Raw genomic sequence first — 14,736 nt, forward strand, 5'->3', positions numbered from 1 at the left:
CGCAGTGGCCGCCCGGCCTGCGCGGCCCTGCGTGGGCAGCCCAGGGCGCATGCCGGACAGGTGAAATCGGTCCGGAAGCCCTCCGCGGCGTCCGGGGAGGATGTTGTTGCGTATAATCGCCCGGTAGCTTGTCCGATCATTACTAAAATACAACAACTCATGGCTTCATCTTCCGACAATATCAGCATGGCGGTGTTTTGCGACTTCGAGAACGTCGCACTGGGCGTGCGCGACGCCAACTACGAAAAATTCGACATCAAGCCGGTGCTGGAACGGCTGCTGCTCAAGGGCAGTATCGTCGTCAAGAAAGCCTATTGCGACTGGGACCGCTACAAGGGCTTCAAGTCGACCATGCACGAAGCGAACTTCGAACTGATCGAGATCCCCCACGTGCGCCAGTCGGGCAAGAACTCGGCCGACATCCGCCTGGTGGTGGACGCGCTCGACCTCTGCTACACCAAGTCCCACGTCAACACCTTCGTCATCATCTCGGGCGACTCCGACTTCTCGCCCCTGGTGTCGAAGCTGCGCGAGAACGCCAAGCAGGTGATCGGCGTGGGCGTGAAGCAGTCAACCTCCGACCTCCTGGTGGCGAACTGCGACGAATTCATCTTCTACGACGACCTGGTGCGCGAGCAGCGCCGCGCCGCCGCCAAGCGTGACGAGCGCAAGGCCCAGCCGCAGACCAAGCGTCCCAGCGACGACCGCCGCAAGGAAGAACTGGAAGCGCGCAAGGTGCAGGCGCTGGAGATGGTGGTCGAGACCTTCGACGCCCTGGTTTCCGAGCGCGGCGACACCGGCAAGATCTGGGCCTCGCTGCTCAAGGACACGCTCAAGCGCCGCCGCCCGGACTTCTCCGAGACCTATTACGGCTTCCGCACCTTCGGCAACCTGCTCGAGGAAGCGCAGACCCGCGGCCTGTTCGAGTTCGGCCGCGACGAGAAATCCGGCACCTACGTCTACCGCAGCGCCGGCGCGCCGGCCCTGCTGCCGGTGAGCGAGCAGGCGGCGGAGCCGGTGTCCGCCCTGATCCCCGAAGCGCTCATGCCCGAGGTGCAGGAGCCGGCGGAAGCGCCGGCCGCCACGGAAGAGGCCGAGCGCGAGCCGCGCCGCCGTGGACGCGGCGGCCGCAAGCAGGGTGGCCGTGCCGAAGCCGCCGCCGCGCCTTCGGCGCCCGAGCTGGGCCAGCCGGATGCCGACGAGCCGGTCGCGCTGGAGTCCGCGCCGCCGGCGCCGGCCGAGCCGGAACCGGCGCCGGAAGCAGCGCCAGCCGAGGAAGTCGCGGCCCCGGCCAAGGAACGCCGCCGCGCGCCGCGCAAGACGGCAGCCAGGAAGTCGGCGGCCACGCCGGCTGAGGAGGCCGCACCGGCCGAGGCGCCGGAAGCCGCTCCCGAGCCGGCGCCGGAGCCTGCCGCCGAAGCGGCGGCTGGGGACGTGGAAGCGGGCGAGACCGAAGACGCCAAGGCAGCCCGCAAGAAGCCGGCCCGTCCGGCCCACAAGGCGCCGGCGCGTAAGCCGGCGGCGCGCGGACGCCGTCCGGCCAAGCCCAAGGCGGGCGGCGAGAACGGCTGAGCGAGGGCAAGGCTCGTGGGGCGGCGCGTCGTCCGACGCCGCCGTCCAGTTAGTGCAATAATGGAAACGCCTGCGATGGCGCAGGCTTGCCGCACCGACTGTCGAAGGAGCCTGCCATGCGCGCGCTTGTCGGACTGTTCTCCCTGCTTCTCCTGAGCGGCCCGGCTGCGGCCGCGCCCGCGGCCGGCCATCCCATCCTGGGCATCTGGCGTCTCACGCTGCCGCAACTCGGCTGCTCCGAAACCTACCGCTTCCGCGCCGACGGCACCAGCCTCGTCACCAGCGCGGAGGAAATCTCGGAAAGCGAATACCAGATCCCAGACAAGCCCAGCGCCAAGGGCTTCTACCGGATGGAAGACCGGATCACCAAGGACAACGGCAAGAAGGATTGCGCCGGCGTCATCATGAAGGTCGGCACCCGGGCGACCAACTTCATCCGCTTCCATCCCTCCAACACACTGTTCCTGATGTGCGCGGACGAGAGCATGGAGACCTGCATCGGCCCCTTCGAGCGGATCGAGGGCGAGGAGGCCTGAGGCTTCAGCTGTGAGCGCCGGGGCGCGCCCTGTGGGTCGCGATCTTGGCGCGATTGCCGCACAAGGCCATGCTGCACCAGCGCCGCTTGTTGGCTTTGGTGCGGTCGATGAAGATGATCGAGCAGTCCTGCCCGTCGCAGTGCTTCACGCGCAACAGGTCTTCGCGTTCCAGCAGCTCGGCAATGGCGCGTGCAACCGGCTGCAGTGCCTGGTCAGCCGACGTCCAGCGCACCTTTTCCACCACCACGGGGTGATGACTTCCATCCCCCGCCTGCAGGTTTTCCTCTAGTTCGAAATACCATTCGCCCTCGGCCAGCACCTCCCTCAGTGGCTGCAGCGAGGTCGCGGGCAGGGCGCTCGCGCCGAGCTCTCGCTGGCGCGAGAGCTTGTCGCGGAACCATTCGCGCAGCCCACGGGCACGTTCAGCCGTGCGCTCGAGCGCTTCGCTTCCGAATGCGCGCAAACGCTCCGCATCCTGCGCGCCGATCGCACCAGCGAGATGAAGCCAGCGCACCAGACCCTCTCCGTCACGCAGGCATTCCGTTGCCGGAATGTGCGGCTTTTCGATGCTGTTCAGGAAATCCATGGCCAGGTGCCCTCCCAGTAGGAAGGGCTCGGGATAGGGGCGCAGGTCTGTTGACATGGTTTACTCCGTAACCAATATAAGTCTATTTTAGCGGTGTCTCCGCCGGCTCGCAAGCGGAGTGCTCGATTGAATCTCGCTATCATGTAACCGATTAAATTTGATTTGACCGGTTTCACTCAACGATATACCATTTAAACCAAGCTTAACCGGTTACATAGCTCTCCGTCCCTGAGTTGATGGGGCGAGGGCCGGTGCCGTGGGGCTTCTTATCAATTACCTGGAGCAATTATGAACTTTCGACCCCTCATCGCCGGTGCAGCAGCCTTGCTTGCTTCCGGCACGCTTCAAGCCGCACCGGCCGCAACGGACCCGAACACGGCCGTGCCAAGCGCGAAGGCCATCCGCGGCGCCTCTACCTATGTCGAACTCGAGAAAGAGCCTCCGCCTAAGCTGATCGTCGACGATCCGCTGCCGGAAGGGCTGGCGCAGGGCATCGTCTGGATCCAGTACCGCGTCGAAAACCTGCGCATCGTGCCGGTGTTCGGCAAGGGCGCCACCCAAGTGTCGCCGCGCGTCGGCCACCTGCACATCACAGTCGACAACCTGCCGTGGTGGTGGGCCGACGCCAGCGACAACAACACCATCGACATCGCCGGCCTGCCGGCCGGCGAGCACACCGTACGCATCGAACTGGTCAATCCGAACCACAAGATCTACGACACCAAGATCGTGAAGTTCCATCTTCCGGTCGCGGTGCAACACGAGTTCCACGAGAAGCACAAGCATTAATCCGTTTCACCCACCCACCTTCATTCAAGGAGCACATCATGCAAGCGAATCAGAAAGTTCTGTACACCGGTAAAACCCGAACCAGCGGCAGCGGGCGCGATGGCGGCAGCGGCCGCAGCGACGACGGCCGCCTGGAAGTCGGCCTGAGCACGGCCGGCGGCAAGGGCAATGGCACCAATCCGGAGCAACTGCTGGGAGTCGGCTGGGCGGCCTGCTATATCAGCGCCCTGCATTTCGCCGGCAAGGAGTTCGGTGTCGTCTTGCCGCAAGGGGCGGTGGTGGACGCCGAAGTCGACCTGGTGCATGGCGACGATGGCTACGGCCTGCAGGCCCGTCTGGACGTCCATATCCCCGGGGTGGATCTCGAGACCGCGCGCAAGCTGGTCGAGCGCGCCCACCAGACCTGCCCGTACTCGAAAGCCTTGTCGAAGACCACTCAACTCGTCACCCGCGTGCTGTGAAAGTCACGCTCATCCGCGGCCGGCATGCCGGTCGCGGGATCACCTGGAAACGACATGAAAAATGACATTCTGAAAGCGGGCCTTGCCGCGCTGCTGGTCTCGGCGTCCTGGATCGTGGCAGCCCAGTCGGCGGCCGGGCGCGACACCGCAGCGCCATCTTTGCCCTATACGCTGGACGGAACGGCCGATCCATCCTATGCGCTCCTGCAGCAGCAGGTCACCGACAGCGAGCGCGGGTTCGCGGCGACGATGCAGCGGCGTGACTTCGCGGCCCTCGGCCAGTACCTGGCCGAGGACGCGATCTTCTTCACCGAAACCGGTACGTTGCGAGGGCGCGAGGCAATCCTGCGCGACTGGCGCAAGTACTACGAGGGCAAGCAGGCGCCGTTCTCGTGGGGACCGGACCAGGTCGAGGTCTTCCCCTCGGGACGACTCGCCTACAGCGGCGGCGTGGTGAAGAACCCCGAGGGAAAACCGATCGGGCGCTTCAGCACGATCTGGCGCCTCGAGGCGCCAGGACAATGGAAGATCGTCTTTGACCGCGGCGAGCCGCTGCCACCCGGGAAATCGCGCTGATCCGAAGCCGCGCGAACTAGCCGCCCTGGCGGGCCGCTGCCTCGCGCGCGCGGCGCTTCGTCACTACTTCGCCGGCTATCCCCCAGTTGTCGGTGCTGACTTCGTCGATGACGACGAAAGTGGATTCAGGGTTCTTGTTCAGCACCTTCACCATCAGCTCGGTCGCGCCTGCGATCAGGGCTTCCTTCTGCGCTGCGGTGACCCCTTCGTCGGTCACCTGGATCAGGATATAGGGCATGGTGCTCTCCTTGTTTGTGATGTCGGGCCGGCCGGACGCCCGCCGCTGCACCTTCAGTATGCGGCGAGCCGAAGGCCGGGCTAAGTTCGCGTGGTTCTGCCATTGGTGAGAGTAGATGCAAAGGACATCGGCGCTGCGCACGATTCCTTATCTTGTCATTAACTTTTCATCGTCGGTCCCTAAGCTGGTGTTTCGCTGGACACCAGTTTTTTCCTCAACCGACCCCGGATCACTCACATGCCCAAGTTCGACTTCGCGTTTTCGCGCATGACGCGCACGGAGGTGCACGCATGAGCCGCCGCAACTTCCTCAGCACCCTGGCCCAGGCGGGCGGCGCCAGCGCCGTGCTCGCCACCTTCCCACCCGCCATCCAGCGCGCCCTGGCCTTGCCGGCCAACCAGCGCACCCGCAGCCTGCAGGACGTCGAGCACATCGTCGTGCTGACGCAGGAAAACCGCAGTTTCGACCACTACTTCGGCACCATGGAAGGCGTGCGCGGCTTCGGCGACCCCTTCCCGGTGCCGGTGAGGGACCGCCAGAACCTGTTCAGCCGCAAAACCGTCTTCGTGCAGCAGACCGTCGGCGGCGCCCCGGTGCCTGGCCGGCCGAACTGGCCCAGCAGCCGTCCGATCGCACCCTTTCGCCTGAACACGGTGCAGGACTTCCCCGTCATGCGGGTGGCCGGGACCCCGCACGCCTGGGCGGACGCCCAGCTGGCCTGGGACCATGGCCGCATGAACGACTGGTGCACGATCAAGCAGAACCACTCGATGGGCTACTACGCCGAGGCCGACATTCCCTTCCAGTTCGCGCTCGCGCGCGCCTTCACGATCTGCGACCATTACCACTGCGCCACGCAGAGCGGCACCAATACCAACCGCCTGTTCCTGTTCAGCGGCCACAACGATCCGCTGGCGGTGGCCGGCGGACCCTCGACCGACAACAGCCGCGACGACTTCAACCCGGACATGTCCACCGACTACCTGTGGACCACCTATCCGGAGCGCCTGGAGGCGGCCGGGGTCAGCTGGCAGGTCTACCAGAACATGGCGGACAACTTCACCGACAACTCGCTTGCCGGTTTCCGCAATTTCCGCAACGCCTGGTACCGCCGCCCGGGCTACTCGCCCTCGCTGCGCGAGCGTGGCGTGAGCACGCGCGACCTCGACCTGCTCAAGGCGGACGTGCTGGCCAACCGCCTGCCCCAGGTGAGCTGGGTGGTCGCCACCGCCGAGGGTTCCGAGCACCCGGGGCCGTCGAGCCCGGCTTCCGGCGCCGACTACATCGCGCGCGTGCTGGACGCCCTGACCGCCAACCCCGAGAGCTGGAGCAAGACCGTCCTGCTCATCAACTTCGACGAGAACGACGGCTTCTTCGACCACATGCCGCCGCCGGCCGTGCCGTCCTACCTCAGCTACAGCCCGAATCCGGCGCTGGCCCAGCTCGCCGGCGCATCGACGGTCGACACCACGGGCGAGTACCACCACGTCCTCAACGGCGCCGATCCGCGCACCCTGAACCGTCCTTACGGCTTCGGCCCACGGGTGCCGATGTACGTGATCTCGCCCTGGTCCAAGGGCGGCTGGGTCAACTCCCAGGTGTTCGACCATACGTCGGTGGTGCGCTTCATCGAGGCGCGCTTCGGCGTGCGCGAGCCCCTCATCAGCCCGTGGCGGCGCGCAGTCAGCGGCAACCTGCTGAGCTGCTTCGACTTCGTCAATCCGGACAACAACGGCTTCAAGCAATTGCTGCCGGAGACGGCAGCGCGTCGCGCGATGGCGCTGGCGCTTCCCAACACCAAGACCCCGGCCACCCCGACCACCCTGGCCGCACCAAGCCAGGCCGCCGGCGTTCGCCCGGCACGGGCCTTGCCCTATGAGCTGCAGGTCCAGGCCAACGTGCCCCTGGGCAGCAGCCAGGTCGAGCTGAGCTTCGAGAACGCGGGCGAGGCGGGCGCGGTCTTCCACGTCTACGACCGCCTGGCGCTGGACCAGATCCCGCGCCGTTACACCGTGGAGGCCGGCAAACAGCTGAAGGGGCGCTGGAATACGGTGGGCGCCTATGACCTGTGGATCCTCGGTCCGAACGGCTTCCATCGCCACATCACGGGCGACGTGCGCCGCGCGGGCGATGCGGCATGGCCGGAAATGATCCTGCGTGCCGACCGCAGGGCAGGGGAACTGGTCCTCGAGCTGGTCAACAACGGCGCCCAGGCCTGCACGTTCCAGCTCAGCGCCAACAAGTATTACGCAAACCGTCCTCAGGAAGTGCGCGTGGTGGCGCGTTCGCGCAGCACCATCCGCCTGCCGCTGGCCTCGAGCTCCCACTGGTACGACTACAGCCTGCGCGTGCCCGGCCTGCCGGGCTGGCTGCGCCGCTTCGCCGGCCACCTGGAAAACGGACTGCCGTCGATCAGCGACCCGGCCATGCAGGGTCCGGCCCAGCTCGACCAGTACCGCGTCATCTGAACCCACGAGGAGTGTGAATGAAATCGAGAATCTTCCTTGCCGCGGCCCTGATGGCCGTGGCCTGCGGCAGCCAGGCCGCGGTCATCTACGGCGACAACCTGGTCGTCAACGGCGACGCCGAAGCCGGCACCACGGGCTGGACCGGCTACTCCACCTACAGCCTGTTCCAGTCGGTGGACTATGGCAGCAACTGGGTATTGCCCACCCAGCCCGGCCCCGGCGATCGGGGCAACAAGATGTTTGCCGGGCTCAATCAGTATGCGGCGGGTTACCAGACCCTGGACTTCGGTCTGACGACCACGCAGGATATTTCCTTCTCGCTCAGCGGCTGGTTGGGCGGCTGGTCCAGCCAGGGCGACAATGCGCTGTTCTACGTGCAGTTTCTCGACGAACTGAATAACGAGATCGGCGCGTCGGCCCTCGGTCCGGTGACGCCGGAAGATCGCGACAACCAGACCGGCCTGTTCTATCGGGAAGCGGGCGGCTTCATGCCGGCCGGCACCCGCAAGCTGTCCTTCTGGCTGTCGATGGAACGCCTGGTGGCGGGGGACAACGACGGCTATGCGGACAACCTGTCCTTCATCCTGCAGGAGCCCGTCAACGCGGTGCCGGAACCCGGGGTGCTGTCGAGCTTCCTGCTCGGGCTCGGCGTACTGGGCTGGACCCGCCGGCGCAGGCGCGGCGCCTGAGCATCAGGGGCCGGACATCGGATCCAGGCCTGCAGGCCTCCGATGTCCGGCGCGCGGGCGGCGCTCAGCGCGGCGCGCCGCCCTTGACCACTTCGCCGCCCTTGATCACCACGGCCGGCGCTTCCAGCAGGCGCACGTCGGCCGTCGGGTCGCCCGCCACCGCCACCATGTCGGCGTAGCGCCCGGCCTCGATCACGCCCAGGTCCTTGCGCGCCAGGGCTTCGGCGGCATTGATGGTGGCGCTCTGGATCGCCTGCAGCGGCGTCATGCCGTACTTGACCATGACCGCGAACTGCTTGCCGTTGCCCCCGTGCGGGTGCACGCCGGCGTCGGTGCCGAACACCATCTTGACCCCGGCCGCGTGGGCGCGCTTGAAGTTCTGGCGCTGGATCTCGGTGACTTCACGGTCCTTGCGCAGGTTGTCTTCGAGCACGCCGTTCTTCTTGCCCTCGGCCGCCGTGTAGTCGCCGTTGTAGATGTCCATCGACAGCCACGCGCCGTGCTTCTTGGCCAGCGCAATGCCTTCGTCGTCGATCAGGCTGGCGTGCTCGATGGTGTTGACGCCGGCGCGGATCGCATCCTTGATGCCGGCCGCGCCGTGCGCGTGGGCCGCCACCCTCAGGCCCCATTGCTGGGCTTCTTCCACGGCCGCGCGCAGTTCGGCCAGGCTCATCTGCTGCTGGCCGGGTTCGGTGTTACGCGAGAACACGCCGCCGGTCGCGCAGACCTTGATCACCTGGGCGCCGTACTTGCGTAGCGATCGCACCGACTTGCGCACCTCGTCCGGGTTGTCGGCGTTGTAGGGCTTCTTCTGGTCCATCGAGGGCGGGAAATAGGTGCTGTCGCAGTGGCTGCCGGTCGGCCCGAAGGACCAGCCCGCCGGGATGATGCGCGGCCCGCGCACCTTGCCGGCCTCGATGGCCTGGCCCAGGCCGACGTCGTTCCAGTCCTCGGCGCCCAGGTTGCGCACGGTGGTGAAGCCGGCGTCCAGGGTGCGGCCGGCGTGGACCACGCTCAGGGCCGACCAGAAGCGGTCGTTGTATTCGAGGTATTTGTAGCCGCCATAGGTCGGGTCGGAATCGAGGTGGACGTGCATGTCGATCAGCCCCGGCACCAGGGTCATGCCGGGCAGGGCGATGCGGGTGACGCCCTCGGCCGCCTGGGCGGCGCCGGCCTTGCTGTTCACGCTGACCACGCGGCCGTCGCGCACCAGGATCTCCGGATTCGGGATCATGCGGCCGGCGCGCACGTCCAGCAGGCGGTCGGCGGTGATGAGGACGTCGGCGGCCTGGGCGGCCCAGGTGGCGGACAAGCCGGCCAGGGCCAGGCAGAGGGCGGCGGTGCTAGGGTAAAGACGGTTCAAGAGTTCCCCCGATTCTAAATATAGACAAAATGCAACTTTATACCGGGGATACCGGCCGGCGTCCAGAAGCGGGAGGGAAGGGTACAGGGTAAATACGCGCGAAACAGACAATGATGGGGCGTTATGGCCGACCGACATCGGCTCATGTCCCGCCTCAGCCCATCGGTGTATATTGCCGGGTTGATCGACAATAAACGTCCACCATGTCCCCGGTCCTCCTTTTCTGCATTCTCATCGGCTATTTCGCCCTGCTGCTCGGCGTCGCCTGGGCCACTTCGCGCAACGCCAACAATGACAGCTTCTTCATCGGTAACAAAAGCAGCAACTGGATGCTGGTCGCCTTCGGCATGGTCGGCACCACGCTGTCCGGCGCCACCTTCATCAGCGTGCCTGGCAACGTGGGGGCGGACGGCTTCGGCTACGCCCAGATCCTGATCGGCTACGTGATCGGCTACGTGCTGGTGGCCTACCTTCTGCTGCCGCTTTACTACCGGCTCAAGCTGACCTCGATCTACCACTACCTCGACGTGCGGCTCGGACGCCGCGCCTACCAGAGCGGGGCCGGCTTCTTCATCCTGTCGCGCCTGCTGGGCGCCACCGCGCGCCTCTACCTGGTGGTGAACATCCTGCAGGCCATCATCCTCGACAGCCTGGGCATCCCGTTCTGGATCACCACCCTGGTCATCCTGGGCATGATCCTGGCCTATACCTACCAGGGCGGCGTCAAGACCATCGTCTGGACCGACACCCTGCAGACCAGCTGCATGCTGTTCGGCCTGTTCGCCTGCGTCTGGTTCCTGCTGGACCAGCTGGGCATGTCGGTGCCCGAGACCCTGGACGCGATGCAGTCGCAAGGCCTGTCGCGCATCTTCACGACCGACTTCGACAGCCCCAACTTCTTCCTCAAGCAGATCGTCGCCGGCGCCTTCATCGTGCTGACCATGACCGGCATGGACCAGGAAATGATGCAGAAGACGATCTCGGTCAAGACCCTGGCCGACTCGCAGAAGAACCTGCTGACCCTGACCGCCGTGCTGGTGGTGGTGCTGATGTCCTTCCTGTTCCTGGGCGGCCTGCTCTACCTGTACGCCCCGGTGGCCGGCGTCACCGCCACCGGCGACAAGATCTTCCCGGCCGTGGTCATGGGCCTCCTGCCGGCGGCGGTGCAGATCATCTTCCTGATCGCCCTGATCTCGGCCCTGTTCCCGAGCGCCGACGGCGCCATCACGGCCCTGACCTCGTCCTTCTGCATCGACATCCTCGGCATCAAGCGCCGCGAAGACCTGAGCGAGGCCGCCAAGGAGCGCCTGCGCCGCCATGTGCACCTGGGCTTCGCCTTCCTGTTCCTGCTGCTGGTGATGGGCTTCAAGGTGGCCGACAGCCCGAGCATGATCGTGGTGATCCTCAAGCTGGCCAGCTATACCTACGGGCCGCTGCTGGGCCTGTTCGCCTTCGGCATGCTGACCCGCCGCAGCCTCACCGACCGCCTTGTCCCTTACGTGACGATAGGCGCGCCCATTCTTTGCGCGCTCCTTGAGTACAATCAGGACATCCTGCTCGGCTCTTATCGACTCGGGCTGGAATTGCTCATGGTAAATGGCATACTCGTGTATGCCGGCCTGTTCGCGATCTCGCACCGTGAAAAGACCGGCCCGGCAGCCGTTGCCGCCTGACCCAGTATTCATTTTTGATCGGAGTTTCGATGGCCTTCAAGCCCTTCAGTGCCCTGAGACGCGGTGTCGTCTGGCTGTGGAGCGCGCTCGACGCGACCCGCCGCACTTTCTTCAACCTCTTGTTCCTTCTGTTCCTCATCGTGCTGCTGTGGATGGTGTTCGGCGGCGGCGGCGTCAAGCCGATCGCCGGCAATACCGCCCTGGTGCTGGAGCTCAAGGGCGACCTGGTGGAGCAGTACCAGGCCAACCTGCGCGAGACGGTGCTGGACAGCGTCGGTGGCGACAGCAAGCGCACCGTGCGCCTGCGCGACGTGCTGGTGGTGCTGGAGAAGGCCGCCGAGGACCCGAACATTTCGACCGTCGTGCTGCTGCTGGACGAAATGGAAGGCGGCGGCCTGGCCATGCTGCGCGAGTTCGGCGCCGCCATCGACAAGGTCAAGGCCGGCGGCAAGAAGGTGGTGGCCTGGAGCGGCAACTACGACCAGAAGCGCTACCTGGTGGCATCGCACGCCGACGAGGTCTACGTGCACCCGATGGGCATGGTCCTGATCGAGGGCTTCGGCCGCCACAAGAACTACTACCGCGACGCGCTGGACAAGCTGGGCGTGACGGTCAACCTGATGAAAGTCGGCACCTACAAGAGCTTCGCCGAGCCCTTCATCGCCAACGGCCCCTCGGACGCCGCGCGTGAGGCCGACGCCTACCTGTTCAATGCCCTGTGGGCCGGCTACACCGGCGAAATCGAGAAGAACCGCCGTCTCGAAGGCGGCGCCGTGGCGCGCCTGATCGACACCCTGCCGCAGCAGATGGAGGCGGCGGGCGGCAACGCCGCCAAGGTGGCGCTGGCCAACAAGCTGGTGGACGGCCTCAAGACCCGCGACGAGATGCGCGCCATGCTGATCAAGCGCGGCGTCTATGAAGAGAGCTACAAGTCCTTCCGCCAGGTCGGCTTCTACGACTACCTGTCGCGCCACCAGCAGAAGCCCTTCGGCGACGCGGTGGGCGTGATCGTCGCCGCCGGCAACATCACCGAAGGCCTGGGTGGTCCGGGCGTGGTCGGCGGCCTGACCACCGCCAACCTGATCCGCCAGGCGCGCGAGGACGACGAGATCAAGGCGGTGGTGCTGCGCGTCGATTCGCCCGGCGGCAGCGCCTACGGCTCCGAGCTGATCCGCCGCGAGCTGGAGCTGACCCGCGCGGCCGGCAAGCCGGTGGTGGTGTCGATGGGCAGCACGGCGGCCTCCGGCGGCTACTGGATCGCGATGGCGGCCGACGAGATCATCGCCGACCCCTACACCGTCACCGGCTCGATCGGGGTGTTCGCCATCCTGCCGACCGCCGACAAGGTGCGCGACAAGCTGGGCATCCACACCGAGGGCGTGACCACCACCTGGCTGGCCGACGCCTACAACCCGCTGCGCCCGCTCGATCCGCGCTTCGGCCAGCTGGTCCAGAGCAGCATCAACCACGTCTACAACGAGTTCACCACCAAGGCAGCGGCCGCGCGCAAGACCACGCCCGCCAAGATCGACGAAGTGGGACAGGGCCGGGTCTGGACCGGCGCCCAGGCCAAGGACCGCGGCCTGGTCGACCGCCTGGGCGGCTATCGCGACGCCCTGGATTCGGCGGCCCGCCGCGCCAAGCTGGACGGCGACTACCGCGTCGCCTACATCGAGCGTCCGGTCAACCGGATCGAGCGCTTCCTGCAGATGATGGGAGCGTCGGCGGCCCAGGCCGTCAATATCCAGGTCAAGCTGGGCCTGCTGGAAGAAGCGCTGCCGGCCGGCCCGGTGGCCCAGGTGGCCGAGGACATGGCCTTCCTGTCCGAACTGAGCGAGGGCCGCAAGCCTTTCGCTGCCGTCACCCACTGCCTGTGCGCCTCGCCGTGATAAGAAATGTAGGCGCTTTGTAAGCAAGTGCGACAGGCAGAAACGGGCTCGGGACCCAGGTTCCGGGCCCGTTTTCCGTTTACGTCCGCCAACGCGGGGGCAACGGTGTAAATCGATGTAAAGGACTTGTCCCGGTCCCTGTTACAAGGTGGCGCGCAATGTACGTTATGAAACATAACGCTGCGAGACCCCATGCTACATTCAAAAGCACTCGTGTTATCCGAATGGCATTCTGGCCGGAAAGACAAGGAAGAGCATGGACGTCAAGCATCCCCCGACCACAGCACCCGCAAGCACCTCCCCAGCAGCACGCCCCGCGCGCACCCGTCGCGCCCGCATCGTTGGTTCCATCGTCGCCATCCTGGCGATGATCGGCCTGGCCTGGCTGGCCTGGTGGCTGACCAACCGGCCGGCCGGTCCGGGGCCGGGCGGGCCGGGTGGACCGGGCGCGGCGGCCGGCCAGCGCGCCGGCGGTCCCGGCGGTGGCGGCCCCGGTGGCGGACGGCGCGGCGCGCCCGCCACCACGGTGGGCGTGGCCACGGCGGAGCAGGCAGACATCCCGGTCACCATGGACGCCCTGGGCACGGTGGTGGCCGCGGCCACCGCGACCGTGCGCCCGCAGGTGTCGGGCGTGATCCAGAAGATCCATTTCACCGAAGGGCAAATGGTGCGCCCGGGCCAGGTGCTGGCGACCATCGATCCGCGCCCCTTCGAGATGGCCTTGCTGCAGGCGCGCGGCCAGCGCCAGCGCGACGAAGCCCAGCTCGAAAGCGCGCGGGTAACCCTGGCGCGCTACCGCACGCTGCTGGAACAGGACTCGATCGCGCGCCAGGAGGTCGACACCCAGGCAGCGCTGGTCAAGCAGCTGGAGGGCACGGTGATGACCGATCGCGCCATCGAGGGCACGGCCCAGCTGAATCTCGGGTATGCCTCAGTCAAGGCGCCGATCGCCGGCCGCGTGGGCCTGCGCACGGTGGACGTGGGCAACCTCGTGGGCAGCGGCGACGCCAACGGCATCGCCCTGATCACCCAGCTTTCGCCGATCGACGTCGAGTTCACGGTGCCCCAGGACCAGCTCACCGTGCTGCAGCGGCGCATCGCCCAGGGCGCCCGCCTGCCCGCGACGGCCCTGGACCGCACCCGCACCGAGGAGCTGGCGGTCGGCAGTTTCGCCGCGCTCGACAACCGGGTCGACGTGCAGACCGGCACGGTGCGCGCCAAGGCGCGCTTCGCCAACGCCGACGGCAAGCTCTTCCCCAGCCAGTTCGTCAACCTGCGCCTGCAGGTGAACGTGATCCAGGACGCGGTGGTGGTGCCGGTGACGGCGCTGCGCCACGGCGCCGACGGCGACTTCGTGTACGTGCTCAATGCCCCGGAGCGCACCGTCTCGCTGCGCAAGGTGACGCGCGGCGAGGCGATGGTGGACAAGGTGCAGATCCGCACCGGCCTCAAGCCGGGCGAGCAGGTGATCACCGAAGGCGCGGACCGCCTGCGCGACGGCGCCAAGGTGATGCTGCCGGGGGACCGGCCGCAGGGCGCCGGGCAGCAGGGGCAGGGACGTGGACGCGGTGAGGGCGGGCAGGGCGGTGGTCGTGGCCAGGGCGAGGCCGGGCAGGGCGGTGGCCGTGGCCAGGGCGAAGGTGGGCAGGGCGGCGGCCGTGGCCAGGGCGAGGGCCGCCAGCGCCAGGGAGCGCAGCAATGATGGATCGTCGCCGCTCCGCGCCCGCTCCCCTTGCACCGTCGTTCCCGCGCAGGCGGGAACCCAAGTTTGTCCGCGGGTTCGCGCCTCGTGCTGACGGATGGGCAGGTGACCCGGATACAAACTTGGATTCCCGCCTGCGCGGGAATGACGGTGGTGGGCGGGCGCTGCGCTCATTTGAGACAGACGGTGGTGGG

General features: G+C 66.8%; 13 protein-coding genes. 10 read left to right on the plus strand and 3 right to left on the minus strand.

Annotated features, from left to right (window positions below; genetic code table 11):
* Window positions 1-159: 159 nt before the first annotated feature.
* Window positions 160-1,572 (plus strand): NYN domain-containing protein, encoded by a 1,413-nt coding sequence (locus tag B0920_RS01380; RefSeq protein WP_078030806.1) that lies wholly within the window; start codon window positions 160-162, stop codon window positions 1,570-1,572.
* 116 nt (window positions 1,573-1,688) lie between these two features.
* Window positions 1,689-2,108 (plus strand): hypothetical protein, encoded by a 420-nt coding sequence (locus tag B0920_RS01385; RefSeq protein ID WP_078030807.1) that lies wholly within the window; start codon window positions 1,689-1,691, stop codon window positions 2,106-2,108.
* A gap of 4 nt (window positions 2,109-2,112) precedes the next feature.
* Here the strand turns inward: B0920_RS01385 and B0920_RS01390 are convergent, their stop codons facing one another.
* Window positions 2,113-2,751, minus strand: coding sequence for a CGNR zinc finger domain-containing protein (locus B0920_RS01390; protein WP_078030808.1), 639 nt, complete (start codon window positions 2,749-2,751; stop codon window positions 2,113-2,115).
* Between the two features lie 267 nt (window positions 2,752-3,018).
* Between B0920_RS01390 and B0920_RS01395 the strand changes: the two genes are divergently transcribed.
* From B0920_RS01395 to B0920_RS01405, 3 genes are read left to right on the plus strand one after another with little or no spacing between them, the layout of a single operon-like run.
* Window positions 3,019-3,483 (plus strand): DUF6130 family protein, encoded by a 465-nt coding sequence (locus B0920_RS01395; RefSeq protein WP_373887889.1) that lies wholly within the window; start codon window positions 3,019-3,021, stop codon window positions 3,481-3,483.
* 38 nt (window positions 3,484-3,521) lie between these two features.
* Window positions 3,522-3,944, plus strand: coding sequence for an Ohr family peroxiredoxin (locus B0920_RS01400; RefSeq protein ID WP_078030810.1), 423 nt, complete (start codon window positions 3,522-3,524; stop codon window positions 3,942-3,944).
* Window positions 3,945-3,998: 54 nt separating this feature from the next.
* Complete coding sequence (locus tag B0920_RS01405; protein WP_078030811.1) at window positions 3,999-4,520, plus strand: DUF4440 domain-containing protein; 522 nt, start codon at window positions 3,999-4,001, stop codon at window positions 4,518-4,520.
* A 16-nt stretch (window positions 4,521-4,536) separates the two neighbouring features.
* Here the strand turns inward: B0920_RS01405 and B0920_RS01410 are convergent, their stop codons facing one another.
* Complete coding sequence (locus tag B0920_RS01410; protein ID WP_078030812.1) at window positions 4,537-4,758, minus strand: 4-oxalocrotonate tautomerase family protein; 222 nt, start codon at window positions 4,756-4,758, stop codon at window positions 4,537-4,539.
* A gap of 290 nt (window positions 4,759-5,048) precedes the next feature.
* On the opposite strand from B0920_RS01410, the gene B0920_RS01415 reads away from it, so the two are divergent.
* Window positions 5,049-7,226 carry a phosphocholine-specific phospholipase C gene (locus B0920_RS01415; protein WP_078030813.1) on the plus strand — a complete coding sequence of 726 codons (2,178 nt, stop codon included), beginning with the start codon at window positions 5,049-5,051 and terminating at the stop codon, window positions 7,224-7,226.
* Between the two features lie 17 nt (window positions 7,227-7,243).
* Entirely contained in the window at window positions 7,244-7,915 is a 672-nt protein-coding gene (locus B0920_RS01420) for a PEP-CTERM sorting domain-containing protein (protein ID WP_078030814.1), read from the plus strand.
* 64 nt (window positions 7,916-7,979) lie between these two features.
* On the opposite strand, the gene B0920_RS01425 is transcribed toward B0920_RS01420, so the two are convergent.
* Window positions 7,980-9,278, minus strand: a complete 1,299-nt coding sequence (locus B0920_RS01425) for an amidohydrolase family protein (protein WP_078030815.1) — start codon at window positions 9,276-9,278, stop codon at window positions 7,980-7,982.
* Between the two features lie 203 nt (window positions 9,279-9,481).
* Here B0920_RS01425 and B0920_RS01430 point away from each other — a divergent pair, with 203 nt between their 5' ends.
* The 3 genes from B0920_RS01430 (at window position 9,482) to B0920_RS01440 (ending at window position 14,542) form a co-directional block, all read left to right on the plus strand.
* Window positions 9,482-10,951, plus strand: a complete 1,470-nt coding sequence (locus B0920_RS01430; RefSeq protein ID WP_078030816.1) for a sodium:solute symporter — start codon at window positions 9,482-9,484, stop codon at window positions 10,949-10,951.
* 29 nt (window positions 10,952-10,980) lie between these two features.
* Window positions 10,981-12,840 carry a signal peptide peptidase SppA gene (gene sppA / locus B0920_RS01435; protein WP_078030817.1) on the plus strand — a complete coding sequence of 620 codons (1,860 nt, stop codon included), beginning with the start codon at window positions 10,981-10,983 and terminating at the stop codon, window positions 12,838-12,840.
* A gap of 256 nt (window positions 12,841-13,096) precedes the next feature.
* Window positions 13,097-14,542 (plus strand): efflux RND transporter periplasmic adaptor subunit, encoded by a 1,446-nt coding sequence (locus B0920_RS01440; protein WP_078030818.1) that lies wholly within the window; start codon window positions 13,097-13,099, stop codon window positions 14,540-14,542.
* The last annotated feature ends 194 nt before the right edge of the window (window positions 14,543-14,736 follow it).

It is taken from the genome of Massilia sp. KIM (genome assembly GCF_002007115.1).
GTDB lineage: Bacteria > Pseudomonadota > Gammaproteobacteria > Burkholderiales > Burkholderiaceae_D > Telluria.